Raw genomic sequence first — 23,550 nt, forward strand, 5'->3', positions numbered from 1 at the left:
ATCGCTAATTATCGCCACTTGTTTCAAAATGAAACTCTTCAAAGAACAAAAATGTTCCAGTTTGAAACACTAGCCGTAACCTCGGTGTCGATTTTTGAAGCATGTCGAAATTTGGCGTCAGTGAATAAGAAGAAAATAGCGGAAAATCAACACAAAATGAGATACATGCCCCAAAACTAATCAACAAAAATGCCAATTAGCTCACAAAGAATTTCAAGGAAGTTATCGGTATTTGGTAAGCATTGACCCAAGGTATTTACAGGAAGGCTCTGTTGCTTGATGTTGAGTAATGGAAAAATGAGGTATCTAATCGACTATTAAATACCTCATAATAACTAGGTAAAAGCTCAGAAAGACACGAGATGCCTGGTATACAATTTTGCTTTAACTTCCTGAAGGATATAATTGTGTCTTTGAAAGAGTATTGTAAAATTGAAAATATGGTTGTTAGTCGAACAATGCAGAATCAACTAGATCAAATTAAATCGAAGCAAGATTTAGGCAATATTCTTGGAGGCTTTGTCTCTGCGTTACCTCTTGTTGAATTGTTTTCTGGGCCTGCAAGTGCTGGTAAAAGGCTAAAAGAAATATCTACGTATGACTGGGAAGAGTTTGGTGATGCTATGATGGCAACGCACGTAGTGACTAGGCGTGAAATAAACAAAATAGCAGATGAGGCAAGATTAATGGCAAGAGGGCAAGAGTTGAAGTTTTGGGGATGTGTGTATGAAGCTACTCGTTAAATTCCTTGTTATTTCGCTGTTACTACCAGCTTATAGTTATGCTTCTGAAAATAGCAACAAGCAGACAGTTATGGATAAGTTTGACCAGCTTAATGTGCAAACAGACCGATGTATGAATGTTGGTAGACGCACTGTTGAGCAGGTGAATGATAACTGGTTTCAATCTCTGGAAATACAGCAGAAAAGACTAGTTTTAGTTGAACTTAGAAAAAAAGCCCTTGAACGCTGTGTTAAAGATATAGAAGCAGAATATACCTATGCTGTATTTAAATATACAGCAGATACAAAGGATAAAACCTATCTTGATGCATGGCTAGCGCTTAATGAAGACAAAACTTCAAATGCTTATCGAGAAGCTTTGAATAAGCTGCCATCGACTGAAATGAAAAGATTATCGGAAAGCGTTACGTTTTATTATCCGTTTGATAGTTTTAGAACATCTAAACATTTGGGACTTGAAGAGTAGCTAATCGTCAGGTGTTAATGTTTTATTAAGTACCGGGTTCTCCCGGTATTTTTATAAATACCGTTTCATTCCTCCAATACGAACCTTATCCCGCAGGGGAGTTGCCTGAAAGCTATACCTTAAATAAAGCGCTGAAAATGAAAACACACTTACAGAAGTGGTTTGTGTGTGGTCACCGGATTTGTGACAGTGAAGGAGTGATCCGTTCGCGTTGTGTGAAGGTAGTGGAAGGGGGTGCGCTTTGCCGCTGTAAGCGGTGGCTGGAAGTGCCGGTGGGGCGATGTTTTTCACGGATTTAGTGGAATATGTTGAGTGCTGTAAGTAATTAAAGTAAGTTACACAGCACACTAACTTATAGTGTAATTTGTTAATATTCAAAGGGTGTAAATTGATAAATAAGAAAGAAATAAAACAGTTTTTCATTGCACTTGGAAAGAAATACTTTTTTCCGGATTTTACCAATACTTTAACACGGTACGTGGTGGGTATTGGTGGGGCTGTAATTCTGACGCCAACGGCATTGGAATTGGTTGTTTATAATTGGCTAGTTGCGACGATTAATTTAAATTCAGGAGTGCCATTTACTTTCGCTGAGTTAGAGTCGACTACTGCAGATTATACATTAGGCTTTGCTTTAATCGCTCTTTCTTTGCTTCATAATATTGTAAATAAATACTTTATCTATAAAACAGGAGATTTAGCAGCCGTAGAAACCAAAGAGCTACAAGATGCAGATAAAGTTCAGTTTGAGAAGTTTCTAACTGAAATTCCATCTGATGGGCTATCTATTGAGTTGCTTAAAGAACATGACTTTGGTGGCTCATATCATAGTCAATCGATTGAACAACTTAAGTCTTTCGTGGAGTACGGGGCTAATCCTGAAAAGGAATTTCTTGATCCTGAGCTAGAAAAGAAACGAAAGTTCCTATGGAAAAAGTGTCATGCTTTTTTCTATAAGTTAGCTCAAAACTCTTATAGTCTTGGCGCTGGTCCCGTTTATTCGTGTATTCCTGACCCTTACCGAGAGGCTGGGAATAGGCCTAAACATGTTGAAAAACAAATTAATGAGTTGAACGATATGGCAACAGAATGTTTTCAACTACACAAAGAATTTGTTTTGTTAGTACGAAGAAAATTAAAGTGCTAACAAGTTACTGCGTCAGAAAGCAAAAAGCTTTATTTCGCCCCCAATTGTTGTTATCTGCTATTTGAGCGAGGAACACCCCCTCCTTCTGCTTTCCTAGTTTTGACACTCTGCCCATATTGATGGCGACCGAGCCCCTGAGTTTTCACTCCGGGGCTTTTTTCGTTTAAGGACAGAGACTAATGCACCGAAGAACCTTTCTTAAAGCCAGTGTTGTGCTGGCACTCAGCGCAGTACAACACGACGGAGCAATTCATCTCTTGTCTGATGCTGTCAAGGTGGATACCAATAGCAGTAACAAACGAACAACTGTCACGATTACCCGAACCGGCAAATTTTACGACCCACGATATGGCGAATTTGAACTGACCCAATCGATGTTCGATTCCCTGATCAAGAACTTCAATGAGAATGTTTTTGGTCAGGAGATCAACATCGACATCGCGCACCAACCAGAAAATGGTGCCGGGGCGGTGGTACGTCGCCTGTTTACCGACCGTGGCCGTTTACGTGCTGAGGTGGAGTGGTATGAGCTTGGTGTGAACAAGGTAACGAAAGAAGGTTTTAAGTACCTGTCCGCCGAAATCCATCCCAATTTTGTCAGCAACGAAGTGGGCGATGATGGTGAACGCCACGCTTTTGGACCGACTTTGCTGGGGGCAGGCCTGGTAACTCGCCCTTGTATCAAGAACCTCGACAAAATCGAACTGAACGAGTCGAGCCTACACGATTGCCCCACTTATCTTTCCGAGTCGCTGGCTCATAAATTTTCAGAGGAACGAGAAACCATGTGGAAACAACTAATTGCGTTGTTTGAAAAGAACGTCAAAGGGTTGAAGCTCTCCGCACAGCAGCATGATGCCATGGTTCAGCTGTTTAAAGATTCACTCAACGGCATCAGTGATGAAGCGGCAGCTACAAAGCTGCGCGAACAGATTGAAGGGGTAGCGAAACAGCTCTCGGAATCCGGCCAGTCAGAAGCGCCGGAGATCAACCTGAGCGGTGGCGGCCTGAGTCAGGAAGATGTAGTTCGCATTCTCGCCGAGCAAAACACTGCAGCTGAGAAAGCAAAGCAGGATCAAGCCACCAAATTGGCTGCAAAAGTCAAAATCTTCACCGATACAATTGATGGCGCCGAAGGCCTGAGTGACGAAGTAAAAGTCGAGCTGAAAGAAGCTAAAGATTTGATCACCGTTGAAATGACGGATGAGCAAGTCACCAAGTTGGCCGAAAATCAGATCTCTCACGGCAACAACAAAATGGTCAGCATTCAGTTGTCGGGAATGGGCTTTGGTGGCCCTGCGGGTTCAATGGTTCAAACACCCGACCAGCAGCGTGAAAAAACGGTTCCAAAATCCCTCTGCAACCTATTGATTTATAAAGAACGAAAATGCACTAAAATGGCGTTAATATTGACACCAAAACCAGCAAAACCCTTAAAATTCAGCACTTTAAACAAGAAAAAAGCCGCACCATTGCAGTGCGGCTTGGTATTATTGATCTTACACCTTATAGTCTACCTACTCAGTACACATAAGATGCTTCTTACTTGAGGCTTCGCCACTCATTACGTTGAGTATGCCGAGCCCGATGCAGTCACTTCTTTAAATCGGACATCACTATAGTTTGGCGAAGAAGTATAAATTTCGTTTTGTCACTTTTCCAAATTGTAAATAACTCAGCCATCAAGCATGACACTCTAGACTGCGTTACTGTTGACTCACGTCAACATGAAACCTGCACCCTTGAGACATATGAATACAGCTTAATCCTCCAGAAGCTAAGCAAAACACACTCACCACAGGTTTCCTTTTAAATATGGTATCTAATTCTGCTTTTGGCAAACCCGATTTAGATAAAAGACTTTTAAAACGTGATGTGCTGCACTTTTCCTCTTGAACATAGCTAACATTTTTAAAGAATGTTCTACTGTAATATCCATCTTTAAAAGAAAAATCAATTAGTTAAAGAAGGAAACGTACTGTCATGGTGGCAACAGGGAATAAACTGCTACATGTACCGACCGCCCAAGCTGCGCTAGCACTGGCAACAACTGGACTTGGACTGGCCTGGTCACTGTTTTTACCCGGCAACGGAGAAGTTATTCGCAGCGTCTGTGCGCTATTGGGAGCCTGCCTGCTTACTCCCGTTATTCTCAAGTTTGTCCTGCACCCAAAATATTTTCTCCGAGATCTTCGTCATCCGCTCTATGGCAGCCTGATGGCACCAATGACCATGACAATGCTGGTGCTGGCCGACTACCTCTCTTCAATACACATCGAAAGTGCCCGGCTTCTGTGGTATCCAGCCCTATTGCTTCACTTTGTGATGATGTTCTACTTCTTTGCCGCCCAACTAAAAAAATTCCGCCTGGCTCACCTTTATCCCAGCTGGTTCCTTTATCCCGTAGGAGCTATCAGCGGAACCCTTGCCGGGCCGCAGCTTGGACATACCGAGTTTGCTATCTCAATGACTAACATTTGTGTCGCCATTTACTTCCTGATGCTACCTGTCGTCCTCTATCGACTGTGCTTTTCCGGCCGCCTTCCCCGCTCGGCACGTCCGACACTGACCATCATGGCCGCGCCGGTGAATCTGTCACTCACCGCTTACCTGCTCAATGTCCAACAGCCAGATCCGGTACTCACCGGAGCACTGGCCGGGGTCGGTATAACCATGGCTATTCTTGTAAACTTGATTTACCTGAATCTGCTCCAGCAACCATTCCAACCCTCACTGGCAGCAGTTACCTTTCCGTCAGTAATCAGCGCCGTTGCCATTGAGCGACTTACCCGATGGGTAGTAACAGACCACCCGCACTGGGCATGGCTGGAATCTCTCGGCATGTTTGAATTAATAGTCGCCACCGGATTGGTCATCTGGGTCAGTTGGAATTATCTCGGCTTGTATTGGCACAAAGATACATCTTCCACAATTAACAGCCATTAATAACCAAATGAATGAGTTTGTTGCGTGGCTGCATCCAAAATCAGCTAGCCTTTAGGTAATAGCCAGACAATCAGTAATGAAATGAACATATCAACGAGGAGTCCCCCGAAAAAGCTCCCGGTTTAACATCAGGCCGCTACATGAATCCGTTGTTAATGTGACGCTCTACTTACAACTAAATGTATGTAGAGCTGTATGTTCAAATGGAGATGGCAGAAAATGGCATTCGATAACAGCCCGCAGCTAATAGATCTTTACCAGCTTACGATGCTGCAAAGTTACCTTGACCATGGAATGGAAAACAAAGCCGTCTTCGAGTTTTTTGTCCGTAAATTGCCACCAAAACGCAATTTTTTACTTGCTGCCGGGCTGGAACAATTACTGGAATATCTCACCCAGGCACAATTTGACGACAATGAAATCAGGTATCTGGCTAACAGTGGTTTTTTCCGTAACAACCTGATTGATTACCTCAAACATTTTCGATTTACCGGACAAGTAGATGCGATGCCTGAAGGTACTATCTTTTTTGCCAATGAGCCTATTGTTCGCGTAACAGCCCCGCTGCCTCAAGCGCAATTGATAGAAACTCGCCTGATTAATCTACTGCAATTACCGACTCTGGTTGCGACTAAAGCCGCACGATGCCGCCTTGTTGCTACTGACAAGCTGCTGATTGATTTTGGCCTGCGTCGTGCCCATGGCTCAGAAGCCGGGATAATGGCCGCCCGTGCCAGCTATCTGGCCGGGTTTAATGGTAGCTCCAATGTACTTGCCGGCCAGCGTTATGGCATCCCAATCTATGGCACAATGGCCCACGCCTATATTCAGGCCCACGCTTCAGAAGCAGAAGCCTTTGAACACTTTGCGTACAGCCAGCCTGACAACCAAGTACTACTGATAGATACCTACGATACCCTCCGAGGGGCAAAACACGTTATAGAACTGGCGAATAAACTCAAAAAAGAAGGAAAACGAATTAAAGCCGTGCGAATCGATAGTGGCGATCTAAATGAAGAAGCGATCAAAGTCAGGGAAATTCTCGATAGCGCAGGTTATTCCGACATAGACATTTTTGCCAGCAGTAGTGTCGATGAATATTTACTGGAGCAATTACAGCAACAACAAACCCCAATTAATGGCTTTGGTATCGGTACCAACCTAACAACATCAGAGGACGCCCCTTACCTCAACTGTGCCTACAAGCTACAGGAATATGCTGGCATTGCACGGCGTAAACGCTCCCACGGTAAAGCAACCTGGCCCGGCAGCAAACAAGTGATCCGCCATATAAATGATAATGGGGTACTAGCTTATGATGAGCTGTGCCTGGATACTGAAATGCATAAGAATGGACAACCATTATTACAGACAGTCATGCGCAATGGTAAACGACTATCTTCCCCTGAACCACTCGATATCATTCGTAATCGTGTAACAGAACAATTATCGATGCTTCCTTCTTCACTGGCAGCGTTATCACCGTCGGCCCACTTTGATTTGAAAATTTCGCCAACTTTGCAGCAACTTACTCGCCAGACAGACGAATATTTTAACGACTGACGATTAAGAGTTGGGGATAAGTTCGCTCTAACCAATGCACAAAGCCGCTTTCTGTTTACCACTCTCTAAATCTTATGCAAAAGGCACACTTGATTTCATAATGAGGCATATCCTTGTCTCTTATTTATCCCAAACCCATATGAGATATTATGCATTCACCTGCATTGTGACTATAGTTCCATGTGGCTAATGACTCATCAGCTGATCTCCAGTAATCCTGAAAATGTAGTAATCCGGATTATTGCCTTAACGCCATGTCATAGACGTAGTTGGTCAATAACTAATTGTTAATATTACTAATTGCCAGGAGGCAACCATGTTGAGTAAACTACGACCCATTGTCTTACTGTTTATTATCTCGCTCAGTAACCCAGCACTAGCCGCACGAACAAAACTGCCAGCTTTAAATGCGCTTCCCGACCAAAGCTCAATATCGGGGTTATCATCGGGTGCATTTATGGCTTCTCAATTTCATGTCGCTTACTCAAAAGATCTTATCGGAGCAGGAATAGTCGCTGGAGGTCCATGGAACTGTGCAGGTAACAATCCATATATAACCCCAATACTCAGTGCAACCACTACCTGCATGAACCCTTGTAAAAATAGTTTCTTCGGCTGTCCGACCACTATGTATCCTAACAGTGGCTATTTAGTTGAACTTGCAAAGCAAACAGCCGATTCTGGCCAGGTTGATGAAGTCGACAACCTAAAAGACGACCAAGTCTATATCTTCTCAGGTACAAGCGATGAAACGGTCGTAACGGGCGTTGTTGATACCACCGTTGAGTTTTACCAGAAACTCGGCTTAAGCAAAGATCAAATTCTATACCTCAACCAAGTTGACGCGGGGCATGCCTTCATCACCACAGATCCCCACGACACTCAATGCAGCATAACCAAAGCACCGTATATCAATGACTGTGACATTCCACAAGCTCAGCAGATCCTTAAACACATATACGGAAACCAAAAACCCGCAGCCAAAAGATTAAGTGGAGAGTTAATTGAATTCGATCAAAGTGCTTTCTTTGACACTCCACTAACAAGCATGAACGACACAGCCTATGTTTATGTCCCCAAAAACTGCCGGACGGAACAATGCAGAGTCCATATCGCGATGCATGGCTGTGAACAGGGCGTCTCCGTAATCGGTACAACTTACGTAAAAGAAACCGGATATTTAGAATCTGCAGATACCAACAGCACAATTGTGTTGTTCCCTCAGGTTAAAAAATCCATGATGAATCCGATGAACCCTAAAGGCTGCTGGGATTTCTGGGGCTACAGCACTAACAACCTTCCTCCGTACAACTACTACAGTAAGGAAGCGCCGCAAATGGTTGCCATCAAGAAAATGCTCGATCGCCTGATTAGCAAGCCCCTGCACCTAACCCAAAAATAATCCAATCATAGCGCTGAAAACATCTTAGAAGTTTCTGCGACCAGAGAAATTTCCACAAAAAAAACGGCCCTGAGCTAATGCCCGGGGCCGTTTATACCGTTCCGTAATTACCCTGTGTTCCAAGCAGGGTAAGCTGGATATTCCCAGCAAGATCTATCAAGCATATTTTCGCTTTCAGATCTTTTTGCCAGCTCACCTCCGTAACAAGGGAACCAGCCAATTTGATTAGAATTTGATTCGCTCAAATCTGGTGACAATTTATCACATATTTTTAGTAATGCAAAAATTATTTGAAGCATTACTGTTATATTTGATTTCACTCATACTGGTTGCACATAGCAGTATAAACACTTTACAAGACTGATTTTAACCGATTGATAAAGTAAATATTTTAAGAACGGCAAGTAAAGAAACACCAACAAACATCACCAAAACCCATAAATTAATAACACTAAGATACTGATATTAATGCTTTTATTCTTATCAGTCAGGGGGGGCATATTAAAACTTGATTCTGCCTGGCTCACCGCAAATCTGGTGAACAGCAATCGCCAGTCACCACACAGCAACCTAAATATAAAACAGCAAAGAAGCCCAACTCCGGAAAGTAAAGCTTTCAAATATTGTTGAAGGTTTCACGGTTCAGAACTCAACGCTGATGTCGCAGCACATGAGGGGAAGATGCATGGCAAAATCCTTGAGACCCCTTTCTACGCTCAGGAGTGAAAGCGAATAACTTAAACTTACATATAAAAAACGGCCCAGAGCTAATGCCCTGGGCCGTTTCCAATTCTTTGCTAACCCGAAGGGTTACAATCTATTAAGCGTGTAGCAACGCCATAGATTCTTTAGCGATTACCCACTCTTCATTAGTTGGGATAACCATTGCTAGCGGAGTATTTGGCTGTGTGATAACACCTTGGTTACCAAAGCGAGCGTCAGCGTTTCCAGCTTCATCTTCACGGTAGCCGAAGATCTTCAGAGACTTCAGAACTTCACTACGCACCTGCATAGAGTTTTCACCGATACCACCAGTAAACACAATTCCGTCCAGCTCATCCAGTGAAACCATGTAAGATGCAATGTATTTAGCGACACGGTAGTTGAATAGGTCGAATGCCAGTTTCGCAGCTTCATTGCCGTTTTCCATCGCTTCGATAATACCGCGGCAATCGCTAGTAAGGCCAGATACACCCTGGAAGCCAGAGTTACCATTCAGCTCTTTGTGTAGACGCTCTGTAGTCCAGCCTTTCTTCAGCAGGAATTCAATGATGCTTGGGTCTAAATCACCACAGCGTGTGCCCATCATCAGGCCAGCTAGTGGAGTGAAGCCCATACTGGTATCTACACTTTCACCGTTCTTAACTGCACATACTGATGCGCCGTTGCCTAGGTGAACAGTGATGAAGCTGCTTTCTTCAGCGGGCTTGTTAACCATCTTCGCTGCTTCGCGGCTTACGTAGTAGTGACTAGTACCGTGGAAACCGTAACGGCGGATACCGTATTCTTTGTACAGTTCCTGAGAGATAGCGTAAGTGTACGCTTTAGCCGGCATTGTCTGGTGGAAAGCCGTGTCGAATACCGCGTATTGCGCTAGTGTCGGGAATGCCGCCACTGCTGCACGCATACCGATAACGTGTGCTGGGTTATGAAGAGGAGCCAGATCTTTCAGGTCTTCGATTTCCTGCATGATCTGCTCATCAATTTTCACGGTCTTAGTGAATTTCTCACCGCCGTGTACAACACGATGACCTACAGCCACGATATCTTGTTTGATACCAAGCTCTTCAAGCAGTGCAACGATACGGTCAACTGCTTGCTGATGGTGGTTACCAGAATCATCCAGTTTGTACTCATGTTTCTCGCCATTGATCTTCCAGCTAACATTAGCTTCAGGAAGGCCGAAACACTCACCTAGACCACTCAGAGTTGCTTCACCGCTAACTGTGTCGATCAATGCGAACTTAAGTGAAGAACTACCGGAGTTGATTACAAGAACTAGAGAATTGCTCATGGTTATCTCTCAGATTATTTAGGGCTTAAGGACAACATGTTGTCCCGTTACACGTCTTTATCTAGACTGCCGATAAAAATGTGTGGAGCATCATTTCTTCAGCATTGTATGTTTTGATTACATTATTCAATTTTTTTTGAATAACTCAACTTTTGTTTTTAGAAAAATCAAAAAAATTGGAGATTCGCTGGTTCAGATCAAGTTTACTGCAACGAAAACGTTTTCCATAGTGCGAAAAATGTTCGCTTTTTTAAATTTTTTTTGATGCGAGAAATTTTATTCACTTTTTATGAGTGCCAATCTGAATGAAAAAGCCTTACGCATTCAAATTGATATTCAACATCTAGGATATAGCGAATTATGGTCATCAAACCCATCATAAAAGGTGTCGTTGCACGCTCAGCCCATCCATTAGGTTGCCAGGAAGCAATCAGACGTCAAATCGCCTATTGCCAGTCAGCCCCACAAATACAAAACGGACCGAAAACAGCCCTGATCCTCGGTGCATCATCCGGTTTCGGCCTCGCCTCCCGAATAAGTCTAGCCTTTGGTGGCAGTGAAGCAGACACCCTTGGCGTCTCTTTTGAGCGGGGACCGTCAGAAAAAGGCGTAGGTACAGCAGGCTGGTACAACAACATCTATTTTAAGCAAGCGGCAGAACAATGCGGCATCAAAGCAATCAACCTAATTGGTGATGCTTTTTCCCAAAAACTACGTCAACAGGTGATAGAAACGATAAAGACCGAACTTGGGGGCAAAGTAGATCTTGTCGTCTATAGTCTCGCCTCTGGTATTCGTCCGAAGCCAAATACCAATCAATTCTGGCACTCGGCTATCAAACCAATCAGCAGCCCAGTTCATGGTACTAGTATCAATATCGAACAAGGTGAATTGATTGAAACCACATTGCCTCCGGCTTCAGAGCAAGAGATTCACGACACAATTAAAGTCATGGGCGGAGAAGACTGGTCTGAATGGATAGCCCTGCTCAACGAAGCTGGCGTACTTGCCGAGGGCAGCAAAACCGTGGCGTATTCTTACATCGGCCCGAAAGCAACCTACCCAATTTACCATCACGGTACACTCGGACAAGCCAAAGTCGATCTTCACAACAAAGCAGATGCGATCTACCTGCAACTGCAAAAACTCGGCGGTGAAGCCCATGTTGCCGTCTGCAAAGCCTTAGTTACCAAAGCCAGTGTTTTTATACCGGGCTTCTCCCCTTACATCCTGGCGTTATTTAAAGTCATGAAAGAGATGGGATTACACGAAGGGTGTATTGAGCAAACTCAACGCTTATTCAACAGTAAATTCTATACAGCCACCCGCGAGGCTATTACTGATGACAACCGTCTGATCAGGCTCGATGACTGGGAACTTCGCGATGATGTCCAGCAAGCCGTCATGACTCTGCTGTCACAAATTACCCCAGATAACTTCAAGCAAATCGGAGATTACGATGGTTACCTTTCTGATTTCTTGCAACTTAACGGGTTTGGCTTTGACAATATCGACTATCAACAAGATATCAGTATGGATTTTCTCAAGAACTTAACGCCCTGAAAGCGTCTTTAGAATACGGAAAATCAGGCCCTTTGCTTAGGGCCTCTCTCAATTCTGCGCTTCCAGCCACTTCTTCTGCTGAAACCACTGGCACAAAAATGTCATCAGGCTTCGTATACGCGGATTAACATGAACATCCCGATGACATACCAACCACCAATTCGTAGTAGATAAGGCCGCTTGGGGCAGTAAGTTAACCAGCTCAGGGTATTTAGCCGCTATCGGCTGAAACGTTACCCCAACTCCGGCTTTAGCGAGGATCAAATCCAACTGCATTTTTTGACTATCCGTTCGGAAGTCAAAATTCGACTTTTCCAGAGTACCGCCTCTCCGTTCAGCCTCGTCGATATACTTACTATTACAATCGTAACCAACATTCTGGTATGTGCCGGAATGCAACTCCTGCAATGTTTTTGGCTCACCTTTTTCACAAAGATAGTCTTGATGGGCGTAAAATCCCATCGCCCCTTCAAAAAGGTGACTGACAACAAAGTCCGGCTGATGGGGCTTTTCCAGTGTCACCAATAGATCTGCATCACGCTTATTCAAATTCACCTTTTGGTTCGACACCAATATTTCAACGGCTATAAGGGGATATTCACGCTTAAATGCTGTCATAGCTTCGGGCAAATAGTAATAAGCAGCTAACTCGCAGACCGCTAACCGGACATGCCCTTCAACCTGTTCAGAACTGGCATTGATCCGCCGGGCAAAACTCTCGGCACCATGTGCCGTCTCCTTGGCCGATGCAAGCAAACCAGCACCGACCGTCGTTACCTTCAGACCATTATAAGAGCGATCAAACAGATTCTGGCCAATCTTTTCTTCCAGAGCAAAAATATGGCGGCTGACCGTTGGCTGTGACACCCCCAACATTTGCGCTGCCGCAGACATACTTCCCTCTTCAACAACAGCTAAAAATACGCGAATACTGTCCCATTCCATTTTATTCATATTCGTATACCTGCTATGTTTTTTTGTCTGTTTACTATAGCGACAATAACCCACAAACTGCATATTCAAGATAATGATATGAATCGCAGGATTGAGGTTAATAATGAGAAAAGCCTTAGTATTCGGAATCAGTCAAGAAATGGGCAGTAACTTGTGCCGAACACTGATCCAGCACAATTGGGAAGTGATCGGTATCGTCCAGGACTGTTATACCGAGGCTCCGGTGCTCAGCAACCTGACGTTAGTGGAAATGGAAAATGAAGATCTGGACTTTCTGCACGAAATCGCTGCCGAGGTTGATACCCTGTTCGTTCATCTGCCAGAAGCCGCCAATCGCGATTTTATTTTCTCGATAAGCCAAATCATTACCCTGGCTGAAACCCTCAAGCTCCAACTGGTACTCACCACCAATAAATACGAAATTAAGCAGAACCTGCTGCCTTCTCTGGGCTTCTGGAACAAAAAGCACCCCATCACAATCTTATTGCCGCAAAAGCTCAGGAGCCAGTTACAGAGAGCCAGTCAACGTGGTGCCAACATACAAGTAGTATGTTGCGGACATAGTCTCAGCTGTGTGCTGGATAACGGATACCTCGGAATGTTGATCAAGGAAACCAGAAACAAAGTTATCATCCAGTCACCGGGCCCGGACAGCCTTCCACATTACTGGACATTCTTACCCGATCTTGCAGACAACCTCGTCCGCCATTTAAATACTCATAACAGCGGCGGACAACCGGGGCTGAAAATTGCCTACTACCCCGGTCACCGTGCCAGCATAAAAGAGATCGCCCGCTGTCTTGAACTCAGTAGTGGAAAACCCGTCTCGGTAATGCCGCTTCACTGGACAATATTAGAAATGATTGCCCTATTTTCACCTCTTTTCCGCCGCTTTCTGAGAATGCGAACATTATGGCAACAGGGCAGCAAACCTCCGGCTAGTATCTACAGGCTACAAACCAATACCCGGCTAGTTCACACACCATTAGAACTGGCACTGCAACATAGCTGGCGCAGCCAGTACAGCCAGTCATAAGACTGACGTTCAGAAACTAACGATCACTTTTCAAAGTGCCGGTATCGCTCGAACAAAGTGGCAATATCGGCACTGCACATCAGATCCATATTTTCCTGCAGCATATCGACTGGCCAGTCCCACCACTTTATTTCAAGCAGCATATCAATCTGCTCATCGCTAAAACGTTTTTTGACCACTTTCCCCGGATTACCCACAACAACGGAATATGGCTCGACATCCTTGGTTACCACCGCACGGGCACCAATTACCGCCCCATCGCCAATCCTGACGCCCGGCATAATGACGCACTCAGAACCAATCCAGACATCATTACCGATCACAGTATCACCAGCCCGCTCAAATCCCGACGTCACCTTGTCACCAAAACGGCTGACATCAAACGGGAACGAAGAAACCCAATCATGTCGATGTCCCTGATTACCAGCCAGCATGAACGTAGCACCTGAGGCAATAGAGCAAAATTTACCGATGATCAACTGATCGACTTCACCAAAAATTCCCGATTCCCATACTGCGCGGGTGGAGTGATCTCCCAGCAGGTAACGCACGCACTGATCTTCAAAATGCTTATCATGGTAATACCCCGAGTAATAGGTATGTTCCCCAACAGAAATATTCGGGTTCTTAACATTATCTTTCACCTCGTAACCACCTAGCCACGAAGGAAATATGGATGATGACATAGCCACCCCTTTTAATTATTCGTTACTGCCTACCCACAACAAAAAATCAGAGTAGAATATCTCATCCAACATTTTCACTATATCGAGTGATATAAATGCAAATAGAACAACTTTACTCTGCATACCTTGGCGAGCTATACGGCATTGCCTTTTTTACTGCTTTCGCCGAAAAGTATAGTGATAACAGCCATATCAATAAATGGCAAAAACTAATCCAGATTGAACAAATTACCGCCCAGCGTCTAAAAGCGGGCCTAGCTCCCTTCGGAAAGGACTGTCCCGACATCCACCCGGAAATGGAAGAAAAAGGCCTTCAAGATGCTAACAAGTGGCTTCATCTGGAATGGACAGAACTCGTCAATACGATGACACCTTGGGTAGAACCCTATGCCCTCAAATACCGAGAACAAGCCCAGCAAGCTCAGGCTCATCACGGTTTGTTCACACTTGTCCAGGAACATGAAGATGCCATTTGGGCATTTCTTAAAGCCGAGCAACAGCAAGATACTGACAGCTTAGCCCCTCTGGAGCAGTTCCTTAGCCGTTACAGCGATACGACCAGCACATCCCCTTAACACCCTACCCCCTCATTTTAGCATATAGTCTTATTGCGCGTCTCAAGTCTCAGAATTCAATGAAATCAACGAGACAAGCGCGATAAGACTAGCAAAAAACCAAGATGTAAATTGTCGATATCAAAAGGGTGTATTAACAATGGACTTGGAGATCAAGCTGCCGACGAGGGTCATGTATGAATAAAATCAAAACCAACAACAAAGAAAATACCGCCGATATACGCTGTATTATCTTCGATTGTGACGGCACGCTAGTTGATAACGAAACTGTTTGTAATCAAGCGCTTGTTAATGTATTCAATCGCTTCGGTGCATCTTTGAAACTTGAAGAGTGTCTGAAGTATTTTCAGGGCGGAAAGTTGGCCGATATTCTGGTACAAACTAGAGAGCGTACCGGCATCAAAGTCCCTATCGATGTCCTTGAACCACAATACAGGGAAGAATGCCGAAAACTGTTTGAACAAGGGCTATACCCTATCCCAGGCGTACCTGAACTGCTTAAGAGTTTATCTGACAAGGGTTGTGAAATGTGTATCGCCTCCAATGCCCCCATCAACAAAATTGAGCAAACACTAAGCCTTACCGGCCTACTGCCTTATTTTGAAGGAAAGCTTTTTAGCGGTTTCGAAGCCAACAGCTGGAAACCAGAGCCGGACATTCTTCATTTTGCAGCGATGAATATGGGAGTTAAATTGCAGGAATGCGTGTTTGTCGATGATACCGTCAAAGGCGTCGAAGCCGGTATCAATGCCGAGATGCGAACTTTCCACTTTGCAGCCAGGCCATCATCAACAACGATAAACCACCCTTGCGTAACGACGATCACCGCGATGCCGGAACTGCTCGATTACCTGTAAAGCCACATTACTCGTAATACTAAACGAAAACAGGCCCGGAAACCCGAGCCTGTTCAATACCAAATAAAATATTATGACTTATCCATTTCGACAGAAAAGCTATCCCAAGATGCCGCCCAGTTTTGCTGTTGGTATTCCTTGGCTGCCGTTTCGTTGTTAGCTACCGCGTCTTCAGGCTGATTGATATCGTCAACAGCCATCTCCTGCAATGCCTTAGCTTCCGCCACTTGCATCTCATCGTCTCCCTTAGGCGATGATACAGGCACACAAGTATCGGTCTCATCTCCATCCAGCACCTCAAGGGCTACGGAACCAAGCATATCCTCAGTTAATTCACCCGCTGCAGCCGCCGCTAGAAATGCCTCTGAAGGCCGATAGCCCTCTCGGCCATAGACCTTATCAAACAACTCAATAACCTTGTGAGGGGGAACCGGCTGCTTCTTGAGAAGCTTGAAAATTGAGTTAGCCACATTTTGAACATTAAGAATAGATTCAATCCCGATATACTCGACCACCTCATCGCGCTCGGCTTTAGCCTGCTTGTGCCCAGAAGCATGGGCTATTGAAAACCAAGTATAAGCAATCGCTGAATCCGTCGCACCAGAGCCCAAATGTATTTTCGCCGCCAAAAACTGGGCTTCACAACTTCCCAGCTCGGCCGCCCTTTCCAACCAGTAAATCGCGCGTGTCCTGTCTTTGGTAACCCCAAGCCCGGTCTGATAACAAAAAGCGGTTTTGATGCATCCCTTAGCATCATGATTAATAGCCGACCGTAGGCGCCAACCAAAAGACATAGGAGGAGATTTGTCCCGGTTAACTTCCGCGACATACCAATCACCTAAAAACAGCTGCGCCGCAACGTATTCTTTTTCAGCCGAAGCAGTAATATTATCAATACCGGCCTCAATATCAACTCCACAGCCAAAACCACGTACCTGATAACGCCCTAATTCAAATAACGCTTCAGGCTCTTTGTGCTTGGCTTTCACTATTTGTTCCCAATACCTTGATTTAGCCTCACCATCCGGATCTTCCGAATTCTGGCGACACAGCCTGGCCAATGCATTCTGGGCTATATCGCTATCCAAATCCGCAGCTTTGGAATACCAGTTAATTGCTTCTCGAATATTGGTCAATTCATATTCTTTGGCCAATGAAAGCTGGCTACTGACATGACCGGTCTGCGCCTTGAAAATTTTCTCTTCGCGCTCGACAACTCTGGCCGCTTCCAACACCCGCCTATAATTTTCATTTTTCAGGCGTAATTCTATCGCCTTTTGATGCTGTTTCTTAGATGCCGATGCATATCGGGTTAGCACCCAGCCCAGCAAGATTCCAGTCAGGCTTAAGCCTATTACCAGGTTTGACATAATCCCTCATGAAACAATCATCAACACTTTATATAGCGGCAGCCCTGCGCATTTCTGTAGCTTTCAGCCAAAGAAAACCAAGCCTTTATTAACATAACTCGAAATAAAATGGGATAAACAAACATAAACACTTCTCGCCATGTCGCTCAGGGAAAACATTATGACGAAAGAATCAAGACTAAGGGCCGAAGAACAAAAAGAGGATAACTGATAGACTGATTGCTTGTATTGTCCTGCTCGCACTTTGTATTGCTGTATTAAAAACCTTTAGGTTCCTTGATCATTTATCCTAACCTTTCCTCTGACCATAGAAAAAGCCAGCCACAAATACTTACGACTGGCTTTATTATTTCGCAAAAAAATTCAGAGTTAGTCGAACTCAACCAGATTCTTCTTGTATGAATCAAACTGTGCTTCAACTTCTTTTGACGCGCCACCAGTCATAATACTTGCCACAATAATAGCAACAGTTGCGAATACAACACCTGGTACAATTTCGTAAAGGTCGAAGATGCCACCGGTCAATTGCTTCCAGATAACAACAGTCAAAGCACCAACAACAATACCCGCCAGCGCACCATTACGGTTCATTCCTTTCCAGAACAGACTCAACAACAGAGCCGGACCGAATGCCGCACCAAAGCCGGCCCAAGCATAAGAAACCAGTCCTAGAACCGTACTGTCCGGGTTCATCGCAAGAATCAGAGCGATGATAGAAAGAACAATCACCGCCACACGACCAACCATTACGATCTCTTCGGTTGATGCTTGCGGACGAAATACCTGCTTGTAGAAATCTTCAGCCAGTGCGGATGATGAAACCAACAGCTGCGAATCCGCCGTACTCATAATCGCCGCCAAAATTGCAGCAAGCAAGATACCGGCAACAACTGGATGGAAAATTGAGTTAACCAGCAACATGAAAATCTTCTCACCATCGGCCAGCTCACCCGCCAGCTGGTTATCGACAAACAAAATGCCAACCAAACCAACCAGAATCGCACCCACCATTGATAGCGCAGTCCAACCAACTGCAATTCGACGTGCTGTAGTAATATCCGCGTTAGAACGCGTCGCCTTGAAACGAGCCAGGATATGCGGCTGACCAAAATAGCCGAGCCCCCAAGCCGCCAGTGAGATAATTGCAATCGCAGACAGAGGCTCGCCCTTCACATCATTAAACAGCGTCATCAATTCTGGGTTTTTCGCTTCCAGTGCGACAGTCAAATCCCCCACACCGCCGCTCATCGCAGCAATAGGTACAATCATCAATGCTGCGGCCATCAACAGCCCCTGTACAAGGTCAGTCCACGACACCGCAAGGAAACCTCCAAACAGCGTGTAGGAAACCACACAGACCGTACCGACAATAACCGCTACGACGTAATCAAGACCAAATACGGTTTCAAACAGCTTACCGCCGGCAACCAAACCAGAACTGGTATAGAAAAGGAAGAACAGCAAAATAAAAAATGCTGAAATGGTTTGGATCAGTTTCGACTTGTCGTCAAAACGGCGAGCCAGAAACTCAGGCAATGTCAGGGCATTATCAGTCGTAATACTATAGGTACGCAGACGCTTTGCGCAGAGCAGCCAGTTCAGCCATGTACCCAGCAGAAGACCGCCAGCCAGCCAGAATGACTCAATACCCGCCGCATAGGCATACCCCGGCAGACCGAGTAACAGCCAGCCACTCATATCCGAAGCCCCCGCCGATAACGCAGCAGGCCAAGGCCCAAGAGAACGTCCGCCCAGGAAATAGTCGGATGAATTTGACGTTCGCTTGTAGGCGATATAACCAATCGCCATCATGCCAATCAGGTAGGCGATGAACGTAGCCGTAATAGCAAAGCTATTTTCTATCATTGTTGAGTTCCCTCACTTAGAACCCCTGTCCGTAGCAGGGGCTTTGTGTTTATGATGCTGAAAATTTAAGCTAAGTTGTTTGAGTACTTCCATCGTGTGTTGAATCATTCAAAACAGCGATGTAAAAAACTCAATATAACAACCTGTCGTTAATGTGCTTCACCGCTCCCCAATTCCAGCAGCGTTGCGTTCCCGCCTACCGCCGTGATATTGATTGTCCGTGTCCTTTCAGTCACGAAACGCAGTGAGTAAGTCGGGCTCCCGATCACAGGCAGCGACTCGCAGTCAGTTTCACTAATCAGCTGAGCCAGCATGCCGTCTCGGGCAGCCAATTGGCGCCCCAGCGCCTGTGATGTCGATTGCTTACCGGCATATACCACACCGGCTACAGCCGGGTGACTCACCAGATCAGCAAGCTGATCACAATCAATTGCGGTGATGACACCGCGTGCACAACCGCTTTTCTCCAGCTGTGCAACCAGTTCTGCCGCCGACAGGGCAAAACCTGAAGGCAGAGAAACAAAAAGTGTGTTACCGGTAACCAGGGCGGCAGCCACCTGTCCGATAACGGCGACCAGTGACGCTTCAGTATCGGCAGTGACAATGAAACTTCCACGCCCGGTACAATAAAGTTCATTGGTTTCCCCGGTCGGGCCGGGCATCAATAGCGTCTCCGCGACATGTTCAGCCGCATTACGGCACTGGAATACCACCATTGCCCGCAGCTCCGGAGCCAACTCTTCGCTCCAGCGCTCCAATATCTGGCTACGTGTCTCATACCCCAGGCCATTCCAGCCTTCCCAAGCTGCTGCACTGTTATCAACCATTGCCTGAATATTTGTCATCATCACTCTTTCCTTATCAACTCAGCAGCCATTAGGCGTTAAACACGTCTTTGGTGAAACGGTACAGGTAATGCGGCCCTCCGGCCTTCGGACCGGTTCCTGACAGTCCCTGCCCCCCGAAAGGCTGCACCCCGACAACCGCTCCAACCTGATCACGGTTGATATAACAGTTTCCGACACGTGCCCGGCGCTCGATATGGCAATAAGTCCGCTCATTACGGCTATGTACCCCCATCGTCAAACCGAACCCGGTATGGTTGATCTGGTCAATCACCTGTTCCAACTCACTGGCCTTAAAGCGAACAATGTGAAGGATCGGACCGAAATTTTCATTTTTCAACATATCGATGCCAGCGATTTCAAAAGCCGTCGGAGCTACAAAGTCCCCATGCTTGCAATCATCACCCAGTGTTGCCTGTGCGATGAGTTTGCCCTGGTTCTTCAGCGACTGAATGTGAGTCAGCAGCTTCTCCCGCGCCTTAGCATCAATGACCGGACCGACATCAGTACGATGTAACTCAGGTCGGCCGACTGACAGCTCCGCCATGGCTCCCTTGATAAGGCCGATAACTCGCCCAGCGATATCTTCCTGAATGAACAGAACCCGAAGTGCTGAGCAACGCTGACCAGCCGAGGCAAAAGCCGAACGAACAACATCACGAACAACCTGCTCCGGCAGTGCTGTACTGTCGACAATCATGGCATTCTGCCCCCCAGTTTCGGCGATAAACGGCACTGCTTCACAATCTCTAGCGGCTAAAGAGCAGTTGATCTGCTGGGCCGTTTCAGTCGAGCCGGTAAACGCTACTCCCGAAATACGAGGATCAGACGTCAGCGGCGTGCCGACTTCAGCACCGGTTCCCGGTACAAACTGAATCGCCCCGCCAGGCACTCCCGCTTCCAGCAGCAGTTCAATGGCGCGGAACGCAATCAATGAAGTCTGCTCTGCCGGTTTAGCCACGACGGTATTTCCCGCCGCCAATGCTGCACTCACCTGACCGAGGAAAATCGCCAACGGGAAATTCCATGGACTGATACAGGCAAAAACACCCCGTCCCTGATAGCTCAATATTCGAGTCGTACCATCGAATGCCATTACCTGCTTAGGTTCAGCCAATTCGGTAGCGGCCTGACTGGCATACAAACGGCAAAAATCCACCGCCTCGCGAATTTCATCTATGCTGTCCTGAATCGTCTTACCCGCTTCGCGGTGGCACAGAGCAACCAGCTCACCAGTATGCACCTCCAACAACTCCGACAAACGGAATAAACAGTTAGCCCGCTCGCTCGCCGGCCGCAGTGACCAGTCAGGAAAAGCCTCTGCCGCAACAGTAATTGCTTCATCAACCAGCTCTGCGTTGGCAAATACCACGCTCCCGACCGATTCTCGACGATCATACGGCGCAGTAATGGCCTCAGCCTTACCATCCTCGGTCTTCCCGTTGATGATCGGGCCAGCCTGCCACTGATGCTGGCTAAACGCCTTAACAGCACTTTCAAATGGCCGCCATTGAGCGTCAATTTCAATATTTACCCCAGCAGAGTTCTGACGCTGTTCGCCGAAAATCTGCGACGGCAATGGGATCAAGCTATTGTGCAATGTCGGACGAGAGCGAAGCTCATCAACCGGGTGCCGGATCAGCGTTTCAACCGGGCAGTTAGCATCAACCAAACGATGGACAAACGAGCTATTGGCCCCATTTTCCAGCAATCGTCGAACCAAGTATGGCAGCAAGTCTTTATGGCTACCGACTGGCGCATATATACGAACATTCGTCCGGTGCATTTCCATCACATGGTTATACAGCGCATCGCCCATCCCATGCAGACGCTGGAACTCAAAATCCCGTGTCGAACTGGCCATCGCCACAATCGCCGATACCGTATGGGCGTTATGGCTGGCAAACTGCGGGTAAATCAAACCATGCAGATGGTCAGACAACAGGAAGCGGGCACATGCCAGGTAAGAACAGTCCGTCGCCTCTTTTCGGGTAAATACCGGATAGCCCGAATACCCCCCTTGCTGAGCCAATTTAAGCTCGCTGTCCCAGTACGCCCCCTTCACCAAACGCAGCGGGATCACATCACCTTGCTCTTTACTCAAAGCCGCCAACCATGCCAATACAGGCAAAGCACGCTTTGAGTAAGCTTGAACAACCAAGCCGAAGCGGCCCCAGCCCCGCACCTCTTCAGAGCGATAGAGCTTTTCGAACAGTTTCAGTGACAGTTCAAGGCGGTCGGCCTCCTCTGCATCAATCGTGATGCCGACGTTCAGTTCCCTTGCACGCTTAAGCAACGACAGCACCGACCGATACATCTCATCCAGTACTCGCGACTCATTGGCAACGTCATAACGCGGATGCAAAGCCGACAACTTGATAGACACTGTCGGGTCCGGCGACTTGGCATTACTGCCCTGTTGGCTCGAGTAGCTATCACGGCCAACAGCCTCAACCGCCATGATGTAATCTTTAAAGTACTTCTGGGCATCCTTAGCCGTCAGTGCCGCCTCACCAAGCATGTCAAACGAATAGGTAAAACCTTCATCTCGTTTTTCCTTGCCGTTTTTCATCGCTTCACCGATGCTCCGGCCCAGGACAAATTGATGTCCCATGATCTTCATCGCCTGGTTCATCGCCTGACGGATCACCGGCTCGGACATTTTGTTTACCAGACGATTAATCACATGGCTTGGTGTGCCGTCTTCCTTGGCATCCATAGTGACAACCTTGCCGGTCAGCATCAGTCCCCAGGTCGATGCATTCACAAACAGCGAATCGGAACTTTTCAGGTGCGATTTCCAGTCCGCAACACTCAGTTTGTCACGGATCAATGCATCAGCCGTGGCCGCATCAGGAATTCGCATCAACGCCTCGGCCAGGCACATCAGCAAAATCCCTTCTTTGGTATCGAGGCTGTATTCCAGCAACAGCGCATCAATCATCTGTATTGCGTTCTGATCCGCCCTTACACGTTCGATCAGCATCGCAGCTTGTTCCGTGGTATGTTTTAGCTCTTGCTCTGAAGGCTCAGCCAAAGGCAGCAACTGCGTAAGCAACTGCGATTCATCAATCGCATAGAGCGGAGAAATCAATTTCCAGATTTCATCCAGCGATTGCTCAATAAAAGATGGCTGAAGAACATCTGCCGCATTGAACATCATCATTCCCTCAATAGTGAATCCGAATGAATACCAACATCACTAAAAGATGGTTTATTCGCCCAGATTAAATGTTACACCAGTGTTACCACTGAGGGGATTCTATTGTCTGCCACACCATGAGTCTTGTCCTATTCTCCGATATTTTTTAGAAAAAATCCGGTTTTTAACAAAACTCGACACAAGAACACAGCAAAAAAGAAAGTTTCATATAGCGAAGTGCTAATTTGTTTTAGCGTAAAAAGCGGAATGTCAATGCGATATAACAGAATAAAAGACGGAACGATGATCACGGTGATTAGGATGATGAGCAACGTGAAAACTAAGCGAAAAAAAGAGAAAAACAGAAGGGAAAGC

General features: G+C 46.1%; 18 protein-coding genes. 11 read left to right on the forward strand and 7 right to left on the reverse strand.

Annotation, left to right across the window (positions count from 1 at the left end; all coding sequences use genetic code 11):
- Positions 1-407: 407 nt before the first annotated feature.
- From Q0852_RS09270 to Q0852_RS09300, 7 genes are all read left to right on the forward strand, one after another.
- A complete protein-coding gene (locus Q0852_RS09270; protein ID WP_299017461.1) occupies positions 408-743 on the forward strand; it encodes a hypothetical protein in 336 nt (111 codons plus the stop codon).
- On the forward strand, positions 727-1,209 hold the full coding sequence (locus Q0852_RS09275; protein WP_299017464.1) for a hypothetical protein: 483 nt from the start codon (positions 727-729) through the stop codon (positions 1,207-1,209). The genes Q0852_RS09270 and Q0852_RS09275 overlap by 17 nt, the downstream gene beginning before the upstream one ends.
- A gap of 388 nt (positions 1,210-1,597) precedes the next feature.
- A complete protein-coding gene (locus tag Q0852_RS09280) occupies positions 1,598-2,356 on the forward strand; it encodes a hypothetical protein (RefSeq protein WP_299017467.1) in 759 nt (252 codons plus the stop codon).
- A gap of 179 nt (positions 2,357-2,535) precedes the next feature.
- Complete coding sequence (locus tag Q0852_RS09285; RefSeq protein ID WP_299017470.1) at positions 2,536-3,906, forward strand: hypothetical protein; 1,371 nt, start codon at positions 2,536-2,538, stop codon at positions 3,904-3,906.
- A 433-nt stretch (positions 3,907-4,339) separates the two neighbouring features.
- On the forward strand, positions 4,340-5,302 hold the full coding sequence (locus Q0852_RS09290) for a TDT family transporter (protein ID WP_299017473.1): 963 nt from the start codon (positions 4,340-4,342) through the stop codon (positions 5,300-5,302).
- A 219-nt stretch (positions 5,303-5,521) separates the two neighbouring features.
- Entirely contained in the window at positions 5,522-6,865 is a 1,344-nt protein-coding gene (locus Q0852_RS09295; protein ID WP_299017475.1) for a nicotinate phosphoribosyltransferase, read from the forward strand.
- A 316-nt stretch (positions 6,866-7,181) separates the two neighbouring features.
- On the forward strand, positions 7,182-8,267 hold the full coding sequence (locus Q0852_RS09300; protein WP_299017478.1) for a poly(3-hydroxybutyrate) depolymerase: 1,086 nt from the start codon (positions 7,182-7,184) through the stop codon (positions 8,265-8,267).
- 820 nt (positions 8,268-9,087) lie between these two features.
- Here Q0852_RS09300 and Q0852_RS09305 read toward each other — a convergent pair.
- The gene (locus Q0852_RS09305) at positions 9,088-10,281 is read right to left on the reverse strand and encodes an acetate/propionate family kinase (RefSeq protein WP_299017481.1); all 1,194 of its coding nucleotides are present in this window, start codon (positions 10,279-10,281) and stop codon (positions 9,088-9,090) included.
- A 360-nt stretch (positions 10,282-10,641) separates the two neighbouring features.
- On the opposite strand from Q0852_RS09305, the gene fabV reads away from it, so the two are divergent.
- Positions 10,642-11,844 (forward strand): enoyl-ACP reductase FabV, encoded by a 1,203-nt coding sequence (gene fabV, locus Q0852_RS09310; RefSeq protein ID WP_299017484.1) that lies wholly within the window; start codon positions 10,642-10,644, stop codon positions 11,842-11,844.
- A 48-nt stretch (positions 11,845-11,892) separates the two neighbouring features.
- On the opposite strand, the gene Q0852_RS09315 is transcribed toward fabV, so the two are convergent.
- A complete protein-coding gene (locus tag Q0852_RS09315; RefSeq protein WP_299017486.1) occupies positions 11,893-12,798 on the reverse strand; it encodes a LysR family transcriptional regulator in 906 nt (301 codons plus the stop codon).
- 103 nt (positions 12,799-12,901) lie between these two features.
- Here Q0852_RS09315 and Q0852_RS09320 point away from each other — a divergent pair, with 103 nt between their 5' ends.
- The gene (locus Q0852_RS09320) at positions 12,902-13,834 is read left to right on the forward strand and encodes a hypothetical protein (protein ID WP_299017489.1); all 933 of its coding nucleotides are present in this window, start codon (positions 12,902-12,904) and stop codon (positions 13,832-13,834) included.
- A gap of 23 nt (positions 13,835-13,857) precedes the next feature.
- On the opposite strand, the gene Q0852_RS09325 is transcribed toward Q0852_RS09320, so the two are convergent.
- Positions 13,858-14,520 carry a CatB-related O-acetyltransferase gene (locus Q0852_RS09325; RefSeq protein ID WP_299017491.1) on the reverse strand — a complete coding sequence of 221 codons (663 nt, stop codon included), beginning with the start codon at positions 14,518-14,520 and terminating at the stop codon, positions 13,858-13,860.
- A gap of 95 nt (positions 14,521-14,615) precedes the next feature.
- On the opposite strand from Q0852_RS09325, the gene Q0852_RS09330 reads away from it, so the two are divergent.
- Positions 14,616-15,095: a hypothetical protein gene (locus Q0852_RS09330; protein ID WP_299017493.1), complete on the forward strand. Its 480-nt coding sequence runs from the start codon at positions 14,616-14,618 to the stop codon at positions 15,093-15,095.
- Between the two features lie 176 nt (positions 15,096-15,271).
- Entirely contained in the window at positions 15,272-15,952 is a 681-nt protein-coding gene (gene yieH, locus Q0852_RS09335) for a 6-phosphogluconate phosphatase (RefSeq protein WP_299017496.1), read from the forward strand.
- A gap of 71 nt (positions 15,953-16,023) precedes the next feature.
- Here the strand turns inward: yieH and Q0852_RS09340 are convergent, their stop codons facing one another.
- The 4 genes from Q0852_RS09340 to putA all read right to left on the reverse strand — a co-directional run bounded on the left by Q0852_RS09340 (position 16,024) and on the right by putA (position 23,193).
- Positions 16,024-17,322: a tetratricopeptide repeat protein gene (locus Q0852_RS09340; RefSeq protein WP_299017498.1), complete on the reverse strand. Its 1,299-nt coding sequence runs from the start codon at positions 17,320-17,322 to the stop codon at positions 16,024-16,026.
- 369 nt (positions 17,323-17,691) lie between these two features.
- On the reverse strand, positions 17,692-19,188 hold the full coding sequence (gene putP / locus Q0852_RS09345) for a sodium/proline symporter PutP (protein ID WP_299017501.1): 1,497 nt from the start codon (positions 19,186-19,188) through the stop codon (positions 17,692-17,694).
- 149 nt (positions 19,189-19,337) lie between these two features.
- Positions 19,338-20,036 (reverse strand): aldehyde dehydrogenase family protein, encoded by a 699-nt coding sequence (locus tag Q0852_RS09350; RefSeq protein WP_299017504.1) that lies wholly within the window; start codon positions 20,034-20,036, stop codon positions 19,338-19,340.
- A 28-nt stretch (positions 20,037-20,064) separates the two neighbouring features.
- The gene (gene putA / locus Q0852_RS09355) at positions 20,065-23,193 is read right to left on the reverse strand and encodes a bifunctional proline dehydrogenase/L-glutamate gamma-semialdehyde dehydrogenase PutA (protein ID WP_299017901.1); all 3,129 of its coding nucleotides are present in this window, start codon (positions 23,191-23,193) and stop codon (positions 20,065-20,067) included.
- Positions 23,194-23,550: the final 357 nt, after the last annotated feature.

Origin of the sequence: uncultured Photobacterium sp. (assembly GCF_947502415.1) — a bacterium.
Classification (GTDB): Bacteria; Pseudomonadota; Gammaproteobacteria; order Enterobacterales; family Vibrionaceae; genus Photobacterium.

What these genes read in the sequence shown, in the direction of transcription:
- Q0852_RS09320 (WP_299017489.1), top strand. Translation starts at nt 12,902, where the DNA reads ATGAGAAAAGCCTTAGTATTCGGAATCAGTCAAGAAATGGGCAGTAAC.
- Q0852_RS09305 (WP_299017481.1), bottom strand. Translation starts at nt 10,281, where the DNA reads ATGAGCAATTCTCTAGTTCTTGTAATCAACTCCGGTAGTTCTTCACTT.
- Q0852_RS09290 (WP_299017473.1), top strand. Translation starts at nt 4,340, where the DNA reads ATGGTGGCAACAGGGAATAAACTGCTACATGTACCGACCGCCCAAGCT.
- putA (WP_299017901.1), bottom strand. Translation starts at nt 23,193, where the DNA reads ATGTTCAATGCGGCAGATGTTCTTCAGCCATCTTTTATTGAGCAATCG.
- Q0852_RS09300 (WP_299017478.1), top strand. Translation starts at nt 7,182, where the DNA reads ATGTTGAGTAAACTACGACCCATTGTCTTACTGTTTATTATCTCGCTC.
- Q0852_RS09330 (WP_299017493.1), top strand. Translation starts at nt 14,616, where the DNA reads ATGCAAATAGAACAACTTTACTCTGCATACCTTGGCGAGCTATACGGC.
- yieH (WP_299017496.1), top strand. Translation starts at nt 15,272, where the DNA reads ATGAATAAAATCAAAACCAACAACAAAGAAAATACCGCCGATATACGC.
- Q0852_RS09295 (WP_299017475.1), top strand. Translation starts at nt 5,522, where the DNA reads ATGGCATTCGATAACAGCCCGCAGCTAATAGATCTTTACCAGCTTACG.
- Q0852_RS09340 (WP_299017498.1), bottom strand. Translation starts at nt 17,322, where the DNA reads ATGTCAAACCTGGTAATAGGCTTAAGCCTGACTGGAATCTTGCTGGGC.
- fabV (WP_299017484.1), top strand. Translation starts at nt 10,642, where the DNA reads ATGGTCATCAAACCCATCATAAAAGGTGTCGTTGCACGCTCAGCCCAT.
- Q0852_RS09350 (WP_299017504.1), bottom strand. Translation starts at nt 20,036, where the DNA reads ATGATGACAAATATTCAGGCAATGGTTGATAACAGTGCAGCAGCTTGG.
- Q0852_RS09285 (WP_299017470.1), top strand. Translation starts at nt 2,536, where the DNA reads ATGCACCGAAGAACCTTTCTTAAAGCCAGTGTTGTGCTGGCACTCAGC.
- Q0852_RS09315 (WP_299017486.1), bottom strand. Translation starts at nt 12,798, where the DNA reads ATGAATAAAATGGAATGGGACAGTATTCGCGTATTTTTAGCTGTTGTT.
- Q0852_RS09325 (WP_299017491.1), bottom strand. Translation starts at nt 14,520, where the DNA reads ATGTCATCATCCATATTTCCTTCGTGGCTAGGTGGTTACGAGGTGAAA.
- Q0852_RS09275 (WP_299017464.1), top strand. Translation starts at nt 727, where the DNA reads ATGAAGCTACTCGTTAAATTCCTTGTTATTTCGCTGTTACTACCAGCT.
- putP (WP_299017501.1), bottom strand. Translation starts at nt 19,188, where the DNA reads ATGATAGAAAATAGCTTTGCTATTACGGCTACGTTCATCGCCTACCTG.